This window comes from Paenibacillus sp. FSL H8-0282 (assembly GCF_037963825.1).
Lineage (GTDB): Bacteria > Bacillota > Bacilli > Paenibacillales > Paenibacillaceae > Paenibacillus_AQ > Paenibacillus_AQ odorifer.
The window spans coordinates 6682815-6700376 of record NZ_CP150146.1; the positions used below are offsets into that span (position 1 = coordinate 6682815).

The following is a 17562-nucleotide window of genomic DNA, read 5'->3' on the forward strand; positions in this document are numbered from 1 at the left end:
CCCCGATTATTTCCAAGCAAGGCGCCGTTGCAACGCGGCATTCGTAGCACGCAAGGTTAAAGCCCAAAATAAAAAAGCCACAGCACTAACAGAAGCTCCAAGCCAACATACCCCGTTCCAGCCATAGTGAGAATAGATTTGAGTGGAAGCAATCGATCCGGTAGCACTTCCAATGGAGTAAAAAACCATATACCCTGCGGTGAGCCTACTACGTGCCTCCATGCGCAAGGTAAGTATTATACTTTGATTGGTGACATGCACCGCCTGCACTGCCAAATCAAGCAGAACAATACCAATGACCAATGCCAACAGCGACTGCTCCGTAAAACTGATAAACCACCATGAAATCAACAATAGAAGTAAAGCTATGCCTGTCGTTCTCTGTCCATGACCCTGATCCGCTAGCTTTCCCGCCCGTGCAGCAGCTAATGCTCCCACAATTCCCGCCAGACCAAATGCCCCAATTGCAGTATGTGAAAGTGATAACGGCGGAGCACTAAGAGGCAAGACCACAGAAGTCCACAGAATACTGAAAGCAGTAAAAATCAACAAAGCCAGAATAGCGCGGATACGCAATACTCTCTCTTGTACAAACAACATAAACACTGAGCTAAGCAGCTGAGCGTATGACAGTGTTTTTACCTCACGTTTCACATTTGGCAACACCCTAAATAATGTACACACCATACAAAGCATTAAAGCAGCAGAAAAAAGGTATACGGAACGCCAACCTGCAAGATCTGTAAGTATTCCTGAAATGGATCGCGCAAGAAGTATTCCAATCACAATTCCACTTGTGACCATGCCTACGACTCGCCCGCGTTCGGCAGGGGCAGCCATTGTCGCCGCGAACGCAACAAGCGTCTGCGTTACAACAGCGAGTAGTCCCACTGAGGCCATACCTACGAATAGTACCGTGCTGGAAGAGGCAGTACCCACGATAATCAAAGCCACCACAGATAATAACATCTGGCCGATAATCAGGCGGCGCTGATTCAGTAAATCTCCTAGTGGCACGAGCAGTAACAGCCCCACTGCATAAAAAATCTGCGTGATAGTAATAAGAATACCAATGGTTGAATAATCAATACCAAATTCTTTCGACAAATGATCAAGCAACGGTTGAGCAAAGTAGATGTTTGCAACCGACATCCCGCAGACAACGGCAAACAAAAGTGTCATATACCGAGGCATCGAGGAAGCATGAATAGAATCAGATGGCGTATGCGTCTCTTGTGACGAAAGCTTCTCTTTAGTCCCCTGCATTTTGGACACACCCTTTCTCTGTTAAATTTAAATCGCAAACATATTTCATACTGATCAGTATGTTATTATGCTCAGTAAATTTATCTTACAAAATGGTGTGTGTCAACATAAATATTTGATGCTACCGACTTTGATTTGACAATATAGACGACTAGTTCTAGTATTATAAAATACTGTTCGGTAATAAATTATTGAAATCAAATATAACGAGGGGTGTTAAAAATGGCTCGGACCCGCGAATTTGACGAGGAAAAAGCATTAGAATCAGCTATGGAGCTATTTTGGGAGAAGGGATATGAGGCTACTTCATTAAGCGATTTAACTTCCAGAATGGGCATTCAACGCCCCAGTATATACTCAGCTTTTGGAGACAAAAAAGAATTATTCGAAGCTGCGCTACGTAAATACACGATGTCCCATGCTTCCCGTGTCCGAGCCCAACTTCAAAGCAATCCATCCGCAAAAAAAGCCTTTCGTAGTTTTTTTGAAGATGTGGTGGCGGAGGAGTATGCAGGCAGTGTGAACCGAGGATGTTTTTGCATCAATACAATGGTCGAGCTGGCACCTCATGATGAGAAGTTCGAGATTCTTACAAGAGAACACCAAATGTATCTATCGGTTATATTTCAAGAAACTATTGAACGCGGTATACAATCAGGTGAGCTTAAGGGTGGTGTAAATGCGAAGGCCTTGGCACAAGCACTAATCGTATCGCTAATAGGGCTTACTGTACTCTTGAAATCCCGCCCGGAGCGATCCTTTGTTGATAACGCAATAACAGTGATACTTACTTCGCTTGATTAAATTCAGAGTCTTGATTTAAGTCAATGCCCGCCATAGTACTCCTAATTACAATGAAATAAAAGTCCTTTAGGAGGCTATCTTATGGCTATCTCAGAAAAAGACCTATCGAACCAGCGTAAGTCCGCTTTAACAGCTGGAATATCACTGATCATCATGACCCTCGCCTCATTTTTTTCATATGGCTTTGTCCATGGGACTCTTGTTGTGCAAGGCGATGCCAGTGCCACATTTATTAACATTGTATCTTCCAACAACCTTTTCAAAGGGGAAATCTTGGGCTGGATCATCATTATGATTACTGACATTCTGGTCGCCTGGGCGTTTTATGTGTTTCTAGAACCCGTCAACCAAAATCTTTCATTACTCGGCGCATGGCTCCGTCTAACCTATTCCGCTATATTGGCAATCTCTATATTAACCTTGATATTTGTGCTGCTGCTCACGGGAAACACAAATGGCTTTTCCTCATTAACAATCGAACAAACTCAAGCATTTATGATGTTATTTCTGGATGCATTTCAATTCATTTGGTCTATGGGGCTGGTCGTTTTTGGCGGGCATTTGTTAATAGTGGGCTATGTGGCTTTAAAATCCGATGTCATTCCTAAAGTAATCAGCATCTTGCTGCTGCTTGCTTCAATAGGCTATATTATCATTCATCTAAGCAAAATGTTTCTCCCACAATATGAGGCAGTCATTACAACACTTAATTTTATTTTTACTATTCCTATGATTGTAGGAGAACTAGGCTTTGGGATATGGCTACTGCTTAGAGGTGGGAAAATCCCCAAAAGTGTATAACGATTTTGTTATTCATCACCGGAATGAACCCGCTTCTTAATTCTACTTAATGACTCTGGCGTAATCCCCAAATAACTGGCTAATTGATGTTGGGGGACACGGGTAAGTAAATGAGGTCTTTTTTGTAACAAGGCTTTGTAACGTTCTTCAGGATTGGAAGCAATAAAGGAAGTCAACTCATCCTGAACCTCACCCAAGTTCTCCTCTACCATTTTGCGTATCATGGTTTCCAGCTGAGCGTGTTTATGGAGCATATCCTGTTCCGCATTAAGATCACCAACCACCAATATGCTGTCTTCTAGGCAGGTTAAGGTGTACGCTGAGGGTCTACTCTCTTGATGCCGATTAAAAATCGAAACCGCTTGCTCTTCCGTATAAAAATTAGATGTGACTTCTTTGCCCGATTCATCTACCGAGGACTGCCTCACACATCCCTTTAACACAAAAAAACATTTTGAGGGAACGTCTCCTTGTCTAAGGAGTACCGTTCCCTTCTTGTATTCCTCAATAGGAATACCTTCAACAATATCCTGCTGTTCCACTTCGTTAAGAGATGTAAATTTACTCATATACTTATACAATATGCTTTTCATTTATCTCTCCAATCTCATTGCACTACCTCATATAAAGATCCCTCTAACGGCTGAATAAAGTGTGACCAATCACCTGTTGTGTACAGCAGAAGCCGATGCATCGCACGCGTACAGGCTGTATAAAAAAGCTTGCGTTCGCTTTCCCGATCATACGTCTGTGTGGAAGCATCATAAATCAGTACGGCGTCGAATTCAACCCCTTTTGCGAGATAAGCGGGAATTACTAAAATGCCTTTCTCAAAAGTGAGCGTCTCCTTCGTAATGAGCCGCAGAGCTTCGCATCCTTGTGACTTTAATTCTTCATAGGCCGCACGGCTTTCAGCTGCAGTCTTGGTAATCACAGCAATAGAGTCGAGCCCTTCAGCCATCAACGCCGCGAGATCTTCTTTAATTCTTTTCGCCCGCTCTACATCGCTACTAGCGTTCACTAGGAACGGCTTCTTACCCTCTCTTTCAAAAGGTACGATCTCCTCATTAGGCAGCAACGCCTTCGTAAACTCCACAATCTGACGAGTTGAACGATAACTTCGAATTAGACGGATCAGGCTCGTTTCACCTTCACCATAAAGCCGGATCAAAGGTGAATCCATCTCGTGCAAATTCGTTGCTTGAGGGAAAATCGCTTGGCCGAAATCGCCGAGCACAGTCATGCGCGCGCGGGGAAACAGCTGTTTGAGAAACGCGTATTGAAACGGCGAATAATCCTGGCCTTCATCGATAAACAGATGCCGAACTTCTGTGTTCATACGAGTACCCTCGACAAGTTCTTTTAAATACAGGAATGGAGTGGCATCCTCGCAAAACAGTTCATCGCGGCTCAGCTTTTCCTTCGTTTGCTTACAGATTTCCTGCCACTGAGCAGGCACCTCAGTCTCGTTCGTCATTTGCCGATAACTGGCGTCGGCACTAAACAACTGATTGTATAACCCAATCGTATCTATGAACTTGAACCGTTTGACATCGCGTCTCAGCGGTTTAAAGTGCTCCTTCACAATCATGCGGCGCAGCAGTTCTTCTTCCTGCAGACCAAAGTCAAAAACATTCTCTTCCCCTTGATCCTGATTAGGAAAATCCCCATAGTTCTCAAGATACTGAGTCGTAAAATCAAAGACGGCTTCCTCCCGCCGATATTTCTTAAGTATCTCACTGTAGGCTTCGGCATACTGATCGGTATCGAGGTAATCGAGCTCATCTTGAACCCAGAATGCCTCCTGTTCCTGACGCTCCAGCGAAGCCAACTGACGCAGTAGCCATTCACGCAATAAAACGATGCGGTTAGCCAAACGGATGGAGCTATCATAGCTGTAAAATTGCGATTTCATCTGCTCCGCAGTAATCAACTCGCGGTCCCGAAAACGGATACTATGAAACAACATCCCTTCCTTCCCTAACCACAACGCATAGTTTTGCAAAGCATGCAGAAAAGCTTCTGAAGCTTTATACTGCATTCCAGTTAGCCGTGCTTCATACTCTGGAGAAGCTTTGGACGTCAGTACATATTCAATCTGCTCGAACGGGTCCTCTAGACGAAGCGTAGATCCAAGCCAATAATCAATATACTCCTGAAAGGTTGTTTGCTGCATATTCTCCTCGCCAAGCTCGGGAAGCACCGTAGATACATAACTGTTAAACATCGGATTAGGCGAAAAAAGAACAATCTGATCCGCTTTGAGCCTATCGCGGTGTTTATATAGCAAATAGGCTACCCGTTGCAGCGCTGCGGATGTTTTTCCGCTGCCCGCCGCCCCCTGCACAATGAGCATACGGCTACTATCGTTGCGGATAATAGCGTTCTGTTCCTTCTGAATAGTCGCCACGATGCTCTTCATTTGTGAATCCGCACCCTTACCAAGCACCTGCTGAAGTAATTCATCACCGATCGTTAAGCTCGTATCGAACACGTTCTGAAGCTGACCCTGACGGATCTGGTATTGCCGCTTCAGCATCATCGTTCCTGAGATTTGTCCTCCCGGTGTATCGTAAGTGGCGGGGCCTGGCGAATGGTCATAATACATACTTGCAATAGGTGTCCGCCAGTCATATACCAGAAAGTTTACACCTTCTGCATCGATGAAAGACGCCACCCCGATATAGATTTGCTCACTGGAGTTCAACCCATCTTCTTGAAAGTCCATTCGTCCAAAATAGGGTGACGGCAGCAGCCGTTTCATGTTTTTATAACGCAGCAGCCGTTGGCGGTGGCTACGTTCCCGTTCAGACAACAACGCTTCTTGCTGTTTTATACTGTAAAAGGTCTCCTCGAAATCCTCATGTGTGCTCGTATTGACCGTAACTTCCTCCCAAAACTGCTTGCGGATGTCCGTCACCTGTTCACGTAATCCTGTCACTTCCGGTTCCAGCTCGCCAATCTTTGATTGCAATTCTTCCGTGACCGAATCTAGCCGTTTCTGTTCTCCCTGCCAATCTTTTTCGTTTAACATTTTTACTAACACGCTCCTTTTCAAGGTTGTTATCAAGAAGCAAAAATACAAATTTGACAAACTGCCAATCCGCGTGGTATTATTAATGTATAAATAAGATGTAATAAATCTGTCTAAAATACGCAGATTAACAGTGGTCTTCTCATAATATCACGTTATTTCATTGCGCGCAAATTATATATTAAGAAGAATCGGCAGCTCATGCCGGTTCTTCTTTTTTATTCCTTTCTGCAAAGAGTAGCCGTTCTCCCTAAGTATCCATTTCCCTAGCAAAAGGGTTGCTGCCTTTTGTTTCTGGTCTGCCTAACGGACCGAGGTGACTTTATTTACTGATTTTCAGCCTTTAAAGCAGACTTTCGGACTCCAGTGCAACTATTCTTTATCTTGAGCTTCATTCTAGGCATGTTTTAGGCTAATAGCGACTGTGAGGTCCGTTAGTATTCCAAAAGTGCGATAATGCTGCTATTAGGGTCAACTGTGTCCGATAGCGGCTTCACCCGCGGATGAGCCCAATTAAACAGGGAGACCTAACAGCCATTTGATGACTGTTAGGTCTCCCTTATTCTGTAGCTTATTTGTTTGCCAAGAAAGCATCGATTTGAGTTTGTAGTTCGGTTTGGATTTTATCAATGCCCGCGGATTTCAGTTGCTTGTTCAGATCTTCAAGACCTTTGTCGATATCTTTGATTACGCCGTATTCGAGCGGAATCGCATAACGGAGCATTACGTTACCAACGTTGGCAATTTCCGTTTTCACTTTGCTGTTATCGAATACGAAGGTTTCAAGCGCGTAGTGATAGACATTTGCTTCCCAGCCTTTAGCCAGATCGTTTGCTTCTTGCGGGAATGCTTCATTGTCACGGTTAAGTGGCGAGTTGAAGTTCCAGTTAGAGAAGCCAGTATAGTTCGGATTCTTTTCAAGGGCTTTATATTTGTCATCGCCAACCGCTTCGTAATGTACACCGCTAAGGCCGTACATCATCAGGTCGTGCAGTTCTTTATCATTTTGCATCAGATCGAGGAACATCAAGGAACGTTCCACATTTCTGGAAGTAGCGTGGATCGAAGTACCGTTTTGGGTGGAAATCGCCACTGATTTCTTCTTGCCTTGGTTGATGTCAGCCAATGCTACTTCATAAGGGGAATTCTCTTGGCGCATCAAAGCCATAAGTGCTCCAAGTGTTCCGTTGTTGTGCGTAATCGATGCTGTTTTGCCTGCTTTAAAATCGGCCTGATGATCATTTTTACTGTTTAGAACGTTTTTCGACCATGCATTGTTATCAGCGAGATCTTTGTAATATACGAGTAGATCTTTAAACTCTTGCGTTTCATATACGTTAAATACTTGCCCTTTTTCATCCGTCAATTTGAAAGCAAACGGAAGGTCGAGATCAAACATATTCCATTCGTTTTGTTGCTTCAGCAATACACGGTCCAAATTATGATATTTCCAGTCTCCTGTTTCCGGGGTGAACGGTGTAATTCCTTTTTCGTTTTGTGCTATGGTTTTCAAGTAAGTGGCATACGCTTCTGGGCTGTTGATCTCCGGAAGATTGTATTTCTTACGCAAATCCTCGCGGTACAAAATCAGTTTTTCAACGGATTCCCCTCTGTTTTGCGGAACCATATACAGTTTGCCGTTTACCTTAGCTTGATCCCAGCTCACATCAGACATAGCTGCTAAAGTCTGCGGCATATATTTGGTAAGCAGCTCATCGGTCAATTCCAGGAATCCGCCTTTCAGCGCCTGGTCATTGTAACCAGCCCAGTTTGCCGAATAGATGAGGTCAAAATCCTCATTAGCTGCCAGCTTCAGCGGATATTTTTGTGCCCAGTCCGACCAATCCAGAAACTCGCCCTCTACAGTAGCATTAATTTTTTCTTTCAGCTTTTTATTAATCTCAGCAAAAACGCTATCATAGTCTATCGGTTTAGGGCCAACAAAAATCATTTTCAGCTTCACTTCTTTAGAGGTATCAAGGGTGTCTGAGGTAGTTGCAGGTTCTGAGTTGTTCGTAGTGTCGCTTCCTCCCTCTGACGCATTATTTGTAGCCTGTGCAGACGTATTAGCATTGTTATTGCCACCACCACATGCACTTAGAATCATTACGAAGGTTAAAACGAGCGCTAGCATCATCAATCTATTTCTCTTCAGCATCTCAAGCCTTCCCCCTTGTGTTTAATTATATTGATAAACCGAGTTTCCCCGGGTTCATCCTTTCACAGCACCAATCGTCAAACCTTGGACAAAATACCTCTGCACGAATGGATAAGCCAGCAAAATCGGGCCAGTGGCCACAACTGTCATCGCCATTTTCAAGCTCTCGGTTGGGATCGATGTCGTTACGACTGCCCCTGCACCCATCATCGCTTTGCGCATGCCATCCATATTGCCTAGCATTTTATACAAATAATATTGGAGCGGCATCAAGTTTTCATTCGATACAAACAGCAATGCATTGTACCAGTCATTCCAGTAGGCCAGCGCTAGAAACAATCCAATGGTAGCTAACGCCGGCTTGGACAGCGGCAGGATTAGACGAGCATAGATCTTAAAGTCGCCTGCGCCGTCAATTTTTGCTGATTCTACAATAGCTTCCGGAATGCTGCCCATAAAAGACTTCATAACAATGATATAAAAGACATTGAGCATCATCGGAACCACTAAGGCCATCAGCGTATCCTTCATATGAAGGTAGTTGACCATAAGCAGATACCACGGAACCAAACCGCCGCTGAACAAAGTCGTAAAGAAAAAGAAGAACGAAAATTTATTGCGCCACTTAAAATCTTTTCGGGATAGCGCATAAGCAGTCATCGAAGTCAGAAACAAGCCAAGCACCGTGCCGAGTATAGTAACTCCTATTGTCACTATATAGGCTTGAATCATCTGTTCGGGATACTTAAACAAAATGCTGTAGGCCTCAGTTGAGAAGGCAGTCGGTATAAATTGATAACCATCCGTTAGGATTTTGGATTCTTCCGTAAAGGATGAGGATACGACAAGTATAAAAGGAAAAATACATAAAACTGAGAGAAAAATCAGGGATACATAACCAATACCTGAAAATATTTTACGATCAAGCTGCTTCATATCGTTACCTCCATTATGAAAGACTTAACTCCTGATACGATTAGAACAGAGCGCGGTCTTTGTCGTATTTACGGACAGCATAGTTCACTGACATGATCGTCGCGAAGCCAAGAACGGACTGGAAAACACCAGCTGCAGCTGACATGCCGATATCATTCGAAGTAATCAGTGACCTAAATACGAAAGTGTCGATAACGTCTGTCGAGGAGAACAACAAGCCGTTGTTGCCGATCATGTTATAGAACATCCCGAAATCACCACGGAAAATGTTCCCGACTGCCAGCAGCACCAGAATAATAATCGTTGGATACAAATTCGGAATGGTTACTTTCATAATTCGCTGAAAAATATTAGCCCCATCGATTTCGGCTGCTTCATACATTTCTGTATCTATCCCCGTAATCGCGGCCAAGTACATCACCGTTCCGTATCCGAGACTTTTCCATGCAGAAACTATAACCAGAATATACGGCCAATAGGAAGGTGTATTATAAATATCGACAGGCTGGAGTCCGATACCTCTGAGCAAAGCATTCACGGTGCCAATATCATAATTGAGCAGGTTATAAGCAATCGCTCCGACAACGACCCATGAGATAAAGTAAGGCAGGAACAACGCCGATTGTGTGATTTTGCGGAACCATTTACCACCGACCTCAAACAACATAATCGCTGCAAAAATTTGCAAACTGTTATTGACGACGATAAACGCAATGTTATATAGTGCTGTATTTCGTGTTACCCGCCAAGCATCGCCTGATTCAAAGAAAAAGCGGAAGTTGTCGAGCCCGTTCCAGGCACTTCCAAAAATACCGCCCGCATAATCATAATGCTTGAAGGCAATAATAATGCCCGCCATCGGGACATAGGCAAACAGAAGGAAAAAAGCAACCGCCGGAGCCAGCATCAGCAAGAGAACCCTATAATTCTTTAAATCGCTCCAAAATGTATGCCCTTTCATCTTTGCACCCCTCTCTTCTCTATATCTCTTATTATAAAAGGGCGAAGGCGCCTAGATAATTCAGCGAAACAACTAAACATAATACTAATTCAACGATTCGACAAAAAAAGGTTAGCCGGCAGACCAAAAACACCCGGCAGCGATTCTCCAATAACCGAAAAATCATCGCCGGGTTTTCATTTTCACCGCTTTTTTGTTAGATTTTATTTTTCTTCCGGTACTCTCCGGGCGACATGCCCATGCATTGCTTGAACTGTCTGTTGAAATAAATAATATTTTTATATCCGGCTTGTTCCGCAATCTCATACACTTTCTTAGTCGGATCTTCGAGCAGCTCACATACCCGTTTCATCCGTAATTCACTTAAAAAATCGCTGAATAAACTGTTGGTTTCAACCTTGAATAAATGACCGAGATAGTTAGGCGTAAAATCGAAATGGGCGGCCACTTCGTTCAGCGTTATTTTTTGATCTAATCTTTCTTTCACATATTCCGTGATTTCATCAATTAACTTCCGCTTTTGTCTTTGCCGTTTCAAATAAAGCAGCTCCGACAACTCAAAAAATCTTCTTCTCAGCCAAGAGAGAATATCATGCACCGTTTCAAACTGAAACAGCACAAAGGGATGATGTGAATCCCAATTCAAAATCTCGTATAGATGCTCGTTCATTTGCTGCAGATCGGCATGAAGCTTGGAGGTAATTCGAATAATGATATCGTAGATGTCATTTTTCTGGGAGAGCGGACTGTCCCCGGCAAACAGCTGCAGCAAACAATCATCAATGGTGGTAAGGTCGTAATCAAGCATCGCTTTAAGCATCCGGTCCACAATAACCTCTAAATCTGAGGCGATTTTTTCCTTCGGGCTCCATTCCGAGGCATCTTGGATGATTCTATTTTTCCCAACAATCCATTTAATACTTAAAGCAGCCTGAGCCTGCCGATAGGAATCATGCAGCTTACCCAGTTCTGTTGTGTACATCCCTCTTCCAATCGTAATTGAACAGGAAAACTCCTGATAGAATGACCGAATGAGCTCTTCCATCAAAGCGGTAAAATATTGTTCCTGAACCGCAGCAAGGATCACAAAATGATAGTCATAGGTTGTGATGACCATGCCTAAATTTTGATCTTTCGCGAACTTCCGGATAAAATGATTGGCTGTGCTGCTCCATAAACTCCGCTCTTCTTCCGTCCAAGTTTGGATTTTCCGTGCCATATCGTCAATCTCGACGATGGCGACCGCCGACGCGCCTTGTAAGTAAGACGTAAGAACGTTGTGAATATGCGTCTCCACCTGCCCCGGGGCAGTCTCATTAAACCAGCGCAGCAGCAGCTCCTGATTCACAAGCGTCAGTGTTTCCGATAAGGAAATATGCTGCTTCCTCTCCTTCTCAATCTTGGCGCAGAGTTCAGTCAGTGTCTTATTTAACTCGTCATCATCAACGGGTTTAAGCAAATAACCGGAGGCATTTAATTGAATGGCCTCTTTGGCATAGTTGAAATCCTGATGTCCGCTAATAAAAAGCAGATGGACCTCAGGGTTAATCTCCTTCGCTTTCCGGGCAAATTCCACGCCCGACATAATCGGCATGCGGATATCGGAGAGAATGATATCAATGCGGTGCTGCTCCATCATTTTTAAAGCGGCGAAACCGCTCGTTGCCGTTCTCACGCTATGCAAAGGCAAATGATCACTGCCCGCCACCCGCCGTCTCAGCCATTCCAAATCGATCACTTCATCATCCACCAACAGAACGTTGATTTCCATCGCCATACTATTTACTCCCCCATAACTTCCCGGATTTCCGCATTATCCACCGGTAAGATAATTTGAACGGTCGTTCCTGCCCCAAAGTAACTGCCGATATGAATGCCGAAATCATGGCCGTATCTCAGCTTGATTCGTTCCTCCACGTTTCTCAGTCCATAGCTGCTCGAATGGAATGAGCTTGAACGCATATTTCGCAGTGTCTCCGCCCGCATACCAATTCCGTTATCGATGACCTTGAGCTCGATGCGTTCACCCAGCCGTTTTCCGGTAATCCGGATCGCAATCGTCTCCCCAAACCAAGCATGCTTGAATATATTTTCTACAAATGGCTGCAAAATCAGCTTAATGATGGGAACCTGTAAAATATCAGGATCAATATCATAATAAACCTCAAACGCATCGGCATACTTTACCCTCTGAATTTCAAGGTACATCCTTACCTGCTCCAGCTCTTTTTCAAGAGAGATATAGACATGTCCTTCATTCAAGGTGAGGCGATAGAATTTAGAAAGACCTTGTACCATCTGTGTAACCTTCTCAACTTCGCCCAAATTGGCTAAGCTGCCAATGGTCGACAATGTATTGTATAAAAAATGCGGACTGATCTGAGCTTGAAGCACATCCAGTTCTGCTTGCTTTTTCTGAATCCCTTGCTCATAGACGTTCTGGATCAGGTCCTGGATACTAGTCGCCATCTGATTAAAACTATTAGCAATGTAGACAAATTCATCATTCCCGGCAAACCCGATTCTTTTATAAAAATTCCCTTCCTGAAAGGACCGGACCAAATATACGATCCGTTTAATTTTTTTGCCTGATATGCGGGCAACGAGGAAGCCGATCACCGCCATGACTAAAAAGCTGATCAAACAAACCGTGGTGATCACCTTCTGCATTCGGCTAGCATCTTTATTCAAATAGGCATGCGGCACCCGTACCTCGATAGCATAGTCAGACAACGGAATATCTTCACTAATGATCAGATAAGCGTCTTGCTTCGCATGTTCATCGACAATACCTTGTTCATAAAGCGTTAATCCACTAACCCGATCCACTAGACGAAGGTCTATACCCTGTTCAATCGGAAAGGTATCGAAATTGCCAAAAAGCTCGTCAATTCTCGCCGTGACGCGAATATAACCAATAATCGATGGGCCTCCCTTAGAAGAAACCAGCTTGCGGAAATACGAAATATTGCTTAGTTCACTGTCGCTGTCCGCCTGAAGCCACAAGCTGTCTTTGTTATTAGCAACAATCGACTTGAACCATTCCTTATCTTCAATAACCTGATCAGAAAGAATATAATAATCGCTTCTACCGATAGGTACAGACATATCATCACCGGGGATTTCAAGCATCGTCTCATTTGCGGTATAGAGCACAAGTCTCAGATTGTTCCCATACAATTGCAGAGGGGCTTTCATATAAGGAACGATATCATCCCTCATTTTGAGCATGTTTTCCAATGCATCTCCCCTAAACTGCAGAGCATTCTGAAAATTCGTATTGAGAAACAGCGAGTTAGTCATTCGTTTGATTTCATCTGTCTGATATTCGATATTGTTCCTCGTCTGCTTCAAAGCTGTCCGGACATTCGTTTCCGCCATTTCCGTTCTGGACTCTACGAGCATCGTATAAGCTATATAACCCACCAATACATCTGTCAGCAATACTAGAATGAGGTACGGTATCATCATCTTATAGGTGAACGGAATATACTTTTTACTGAATAAAAACCTCTCCATACCCATGCTCCCTTGTATCCGAGTTAATGCTAACGTTGTTTTCATCCATTCTACAATGGAATGAAAGCGGTTACTAGATATTGTGTTTGGAAAATGGGCTTTAGAGCAACACCCTGTTTTCCAATATATTTTTCAGACTGATATGAGATTTTGAAGGTCCAAACTTTATAAGGTTGTCTTGGAATTCAGCTAACTCCTCAATCGACGCGGTTTGCACCTTTATGAGGTAATTATATTCTCCGCTAATCCGATATAAATCGGTAACTTCCATAGCATATTTGCAAAAATCCGTAATCTCTTGGCAATGTTCTGTTTTTAATAGAATAAACGTAGTTGTGCCCCGATCCAGATCTCGTAGATTAAAAGCTGTATGATACCCAGAAATGATATTCCTTTCCTCCAGCTTGATCATTCGTTCTTTAACAGAGGGTTGTGACATCGAAACCTCTTTACTGATTTGTGAAATGGACATTCGGGCATTGTACTGAAGTAATTGCATAATCTTTTTATCAATGTCATCCACAAGTTGTTCCATAGCAAGCGCCTCCTAAACCCATTTTATAAAATAAACTTATTCCACTAAAATACCTTAAATTTAATAACCATATTACTACAAAACACTTATCTTATATATATATCTCATATTTTAATACAACTATAATAAGTATATATTAAAGTTGGGAGCGATTATAAATGAGTGTAAAAGGCCTTGCACATGTAGCGATTCAAGCCAAAGACTATAAAGCAACTATTTCTTTCTATATTGACGTTTTAGGATTCAAGCTAGGTCATCATTGGAGTCTGCCATCCTTTCAGATCAAAGAAGCCTCCATGCTGATTTCACCTGACCGCAGAACCTGTATTGAGATTTTTGATAATGATGCAGTCATCGCCGCTCAAGGAAAAAAAGCCTTGTCTGATGAAGATATAGCACACGGAGCGTTATTACATCTTGCCTTCTATGTGGATAATGTAGAGGAGATATATCAAAAAGCCCTTGCACATGGGGCAAAGGCTTTTATAGCACCGGACTCTCTGTCTCTGGGCGAACCGCCTCTTCTAATAAAAAACGCGATCATTCATAGTCCCAATGGAGAAGTTATCGAATTTCTTGAAGAGGTTGATTTTGATATGTCCAGCAAAGTTCATGTAGAATAAACGCTAGGGAGGGTTATGAATTATAAAACATACCATTCTCAGTAAAAAGTCGCTTTTCCTCTTAATTTTTTTGATATTTCTTATAGGAACCTACTTTTTATTCTTTGGACTTCCGTGGAAGTCTCTGGCTTTAAAAAAGCAATTTGAAGTCTATTTAGAAGATAAATATCAAATCGATTTCCAGCTGGGTAAGATGGACTTTGATTTTATACATCGCACTTATCTTTCTTATGCCCATCCAGCAAATGATCCCACTCTGATTTTTTATGTAGGTCAAGATATTGAAAGCAAGGAAATTCAGGATCTTTATCAATATGAAGTTAATAAACGAAATGCTGGGAGAAAGTAAGAGAATTGAATCCTGCTTCTAGCAGATGAAGAAGGAATGATAGTATTGATCGTGATTCAAGTCATCGCTTGGCTCATCGCCTTCGCAGCCTTGTTATCCATGGTGTCGATTGTGCTGGTGAGCTGGAGGAACGGGATATCGCCGATGCCTACGTCAAAATCTGTACGCTCGGCTGTTGCCGTTGAGGTGAATCGGATTCCGGGATATAGCAGCATTGTGGAGGCGGGATCGGGTTGGGGAACACTTGGCATGGATGTTATTCGCCAATGTCCAGGCAAAAGGCTGACAGGCATTGAAAATTCCAGTATTCCCTTGTGGACATCCCAGCTGCTTGCTAGGTTCGGCACACGTATGCTGCGAGCAGACGAAGGCCAGAATCTGCTCCACGGAAGGCTTCGTTATGTACGTGGGGATATCTATAGCAGCTCTTACGAGCATGCGGATATTGTTCTTTGTTACTTATTTCCCGGAGCGATGAAACGGCTGGGGGACAAGTTCAAGCGTGAGCTACTGCCGGGCGCAGTGGTCATTAGCATTTGTTTTGCCCTTCCAGGCATGCAGCCTGTCCGTACCATAACATGCACGGACACACTGCGTACCAAGGTATATGTATACACTTTTTAATTCAGGATTACCCCACTACTTCTCTTCTGATAAGGTGGTAATTCCTGAATTTATTTCAGTTTATCCACTTGAAGTCCCCCCCTTTCTATTAACCTCTCCATCTTTGCCAAAAACAATGAATTGCATGGATTTTATACTACTACCGAGGTAAGTGATTTGTGTAGGAGAATGAATTTTATCCTAAATATAACTTTTTGGATGTCTTCTCCATCTAATTATACAGAGGGCCCTCAAGGAGGAAAAATCATTTGCTGGAAAACGAACTGGATATCAAAAAAGCGCAGAAAGGCGACCACGAGGCGTTTACCCGTCTTTTCAGGCAACTGGAATCCCAGTTGTACAGATTAGCCAAAACCATTCTGCTAAAAGATGAAGATTGCGCGGATGCTCTTCAGGAAACAACACTGAAGGTGTATAAAGGGTTGGCCAACCTTAAACAGCCTAAGTTTTTTAAAACCTGGGTTATACGCATCCTGATTAATGAATGCAATCAGTTACTTCGTATGCGAGAACGAACTATAGCTGTGGCGGAGATTCCCGAGGAACCGGTCGTTTCCTATGTGCATTTTGAAGATTCAGGCAACGTAGACCTGCAAAGCTTCATTAATCAGTTGGACGAATCCCTGCGGCTTGCTATCGTGCTTTTTTATTATGACGATTTATCCATTAAGCAGATTGCAGATGTGCTCGACATCTCCGAGGGAGCGGTCAGGGCACGACTTCATCGCGCACGGAGATTGTTGTCCAAACAGATACATCCTGTGCGGGAGGAGGGTCTTGCTAATGAATAATAACAATTTAGAAAAGCAGATCAGGGAGCTAGGGAAAGCTAATATACAGGAGCTTCCTCCTTTACTACGATCACGGCAGGATTCGCTTTATGCATCGCTGGCCACCATTGTCCAGGATCCTGTGGAAAAGGAAAAGAAAAAGCGGATATATCCAAAAATCACAGCTGCTGTGACTGCGGCGATATTGTTAAGTGTTATGCTAACGGCTATCTATCCGCCTACATTGGCCAATGCGCTCAAGCAGCTTCCCTTGATAGGCGGTATTTTTGAACGGGCAGATGATATAGGGTTACAAGCGGCCCAGCGTCTGGGACTGACTTCCCGTCTAAACAGCAGTGATACCCATGAAGGGATCACCTTGTCTGCCGAAGAGGCTGTATTTGATGGCAGCCGGTTGGCATTCTCGGTGAAGCGTGAGGGAGAAAAACTGGAAGGTAAGCTAGCCGGAGTAACGATTGGAGCGGATGGTAAGCCTTTTTTAGCGAAAGGTGCAATAACCTCTGCAGAAGTATTGATCGACGGCGCTTCCCTGGAGCAATTTTCAGATGGTCTCTGGAAAGCTATGCCGTTTCTAAGCTGGATAGAAGGTGCGGAAAGCAACACAGCTATTTTTAGACTAGTGGATTCCTCGAATTCCGGAATCTCCAACAAACCTTTTCCTGATCGATTTGTATTGACCGTAACTCTTGGCTTAAACGGTATGGATGAACCGTTTGTTCTCCAAATTCCTGCGCGGAAGGCTACGATTAATAAAATTTCCACACCTGATATACGCGCACAAGTTGGAGGATGGAGTTTGATCCTGAAAAAGCTGGAATATAGTCCATTAACGACACGCCTGTCGCTCATGCTGGAACAGGATACAGACGAAGACCATGCAGCATTGAGTTTAGTGGGCTTTGAAGTAAAGGATCAACAAGGACAGGTGCTGAAAGATATTTCACAGAAAGTCCTCTCGACTTCCAATAGGTCACTTAATGTCGATTTGCTTACTGAGCCATTTGAGAAACACCCTAATATGCTCACAATCCGTGGCTATCTTTATGAGTTTGAGAACCCACAAAGTAAGAATGGAGCATTTAAAACAGACAGTTCTGGAAACCCAGTGAAGCATTATATTGACGGTCTAGAGATAAACGTGCTAGTTAAATAAAAATTAAG

The 17562-nt window shown here is 43.3% G+C and carries 16 protein-coding genes; 7 read left to right on the forward strand and 9 right to left on the reverse strand.

Annotation, left to right across the window (positions count from 1 at the left end; translation table 11 throughout):
- Positions 1 to 6: 6 nt before the first annotated feature.
- A complete protein-coding gene (locus NST94_RS29065; RefSeq protein WP_339282166.1) occupies positions 7 to 1194 on the reverse strand; it encodes an MFS transporter in 1188 nt (395 codons plus the stop codon).
- 294 nt (positions 1195 to 1488) lie between these two features.
- Between NST94_RS29065 and NST94_RS29070 the strand changes: the two genes are divergently transcribed.
- Together NST94_RS29070 and NST94_RS29075 are read left to right on the forward strand one after the other, a co-directional pair.
- Positions 1489 to 2070: a TetR/AcrR family transcriptional regulator gene (locus tag NST94_RS29070; RefSeq protein WP_076124215.1), complete on the forward strand. Its 582-nt coding sequence runs from the start codon at positions 1489 to 1491 to the stop codon at positions 2068 to 2070.
- Positions 2071 to 2151: 81 nt separating this feature from the next.
- Complete coding sequence (locus NST94_RS29075) at positions 2152 to 2871, forward strand: DUF4386 domain-containing protein (RefSeq protein ID WP_076301524.1); 720 nt, start codon at positions 2152 to 2154, stop codon at positions 2869 to 2871.
- Positions 2872 to 2879: 8 nt separating this feature from the next.
- Here NST94_RS29075 and NST94_RS29080 read toward each other — a convergent pair whose 3' ends face one another.
- From NST94_RS29080 to NST94_RS29115, 8 genes are all read right to left on the reverse strand, one after another.
- Entirely contained in the window at positions 2880 to 3464 is a 585-nt protein-coding gene (locus tag NST94_RS29080; RefSeq protein ID WP_076301525.1) for a Crp/Fnr family transcriptional regulator, read from the reverse strand.
- A 14-nt stretch (positions 3465 to 3478) separates the two neighbouring features.
- Positions 3479 to 5905 (reverse strand): RNA polymerase recycling motor HelD, encoded by a 2427-nt coding sequence (helD, locus tag NST94_RS29085; protein WP_339281522.1) that lies wholly within the window; start codon positions 5903 to 5905, stop codon positions 3479 to 3481.
- A gap of 571 nt (positions 5906 to 6476) precedes the next feature.
- Positions 6477 to 8063, reverse strand: coding sequence for an ABC transporter substrate-binding protein (locus NST94_RS29090; RefSeq protein ID WP_076124223.1), 1587 nt, complete (start codon positions 8061 to 8063; stop codon positions 6477 to 6479).
- A 54-nt stretch (positions 8064 to 8117) separates the two neighbouring features.
- Entirely contained in the window at positions 8118 to 8999 is an 882-nt protein-coding gene (locus NST94_RS29095) for a carbohydrate ABC transporter permease (protein WP_076124225.1), read from the reverse strand.
- Between the two features lie 40 nt (positions 9000 to 9039).
- On the reverse strand, positions 9040 to 9960 hold the full coding sequence (locus NST94_RS29100) for an ABC transporter permease subunit (protein ID WP_036682339.1): 921 nt from the start codon (positions 9958 to 9960) through the stop codon (positions 9040 to 9042).
- Between the two features lie 196 nt (positions 9961 to 10156).
- On the reverse strand, positions 10157 to 11737 hold the full coding sequence (locus NST94_RS29105; protein WP_339281523.1) for a response regulator: 1581 nt from the start codon (positions 11735 to 11737) through the stop codon (positions 10157 to 10159).
- A gap of 5 nt (positions 11738 to 11742) precedes the next feature.
- Entirely contained in the window at positions 11743 to 13479 is a 1737-nt protein-coding gene (locus NST94_RS29110; protein WP_076191558.1) for a histidine kinase, read from the reverse strand.
- 100 nt (positions 13480 to 13579) lie between these two features.
- The gene (locus NST94_RS29115; protein WP_076191556.1) at positions 13580 to 14014 is read right to left on the reverse strand and encodes an Lrp/AsnC family transcriptional regulator; all 435 of its coding nucleotides are present in this window, start codon (positions 14012 to 14014) and stop codon (positions 13580 to 13582) included.
- Between the two features lie 158 nt (positions 14015 to 14172).
- On the opposite strand from NST94_RS29115, the gene NST94_RS29120 reads away from it, so the two are divergent.
- From NST94_RS29120 to NST94_RS29140, 5 genes are all read left to right on the forward strand, one after another.
- The gene (locus tag NST94_RS29120) at positions 14173 to 14637 is read left to right on the forward strand and encodes a VOC family protein (RefSeq protein ID WP_076181797.1); all 465 of its coding nucleotides are present in this window, start codon (positions 14173 to 14175) and stop codon (positions 14635 to 14637) included.
- 193 nt (positions 14638 to 14830) lie between these two features.
- On the forward strand, positions 14831 to 14986 hold the full coding sequence (locus NST94_RS29125) for a hypothetical protein (protein WP_280775866.1): 156 nt from the start codon (positions 14831 to 14833) through the stop codon (positions 14984 to 14986).
- 36 nt (positions 14987 to 15022) lie between these two features.
- Positions 15023 to 15610 carry a class I SAM-dependent methyltransferase gene (locus tag NST94_RS29130; protein WP_076191549.1) on the forward strand — a complete coding sequence of 196 codons (588 nt, stop codon included), beginning with the start codon at positions 15023 to 15025 and terminating at the stop codon, positions 15608 to 15610.
- 248 nt (positions 15611 to 15858) lie between these two features.
- Positions 15859 to 16401 carry a sigma-70 family RNA polymerase sigma factor gene (locus NST94_RS29135; RefSeq protein ID WP_232061486.1) on the forward strand — a complete coding sequence of 181 codons (543 nt, stop codon included), beginning with the start codon at positions 15859 to 15861 and terminating at the stop codon, positions 16399 to 16401.
- On the forward strand, positions 16394 to 17554 hold the full coding sequence (locus tag NST94_RS29140; RefSeq protein WP_280753218.1) for a DUF4179 domain-containing protein: 1161 nt from the start codon (positions 16394 to 16396) through the stop codon (positions 17552 to 17554). Before NST94_RS29135 ends, NST94_RS29140 begins: the two co-directional genes overlap by 8 nt.
- Positions 17555 to 17562 lie beyond the last annotated feature (8 nt).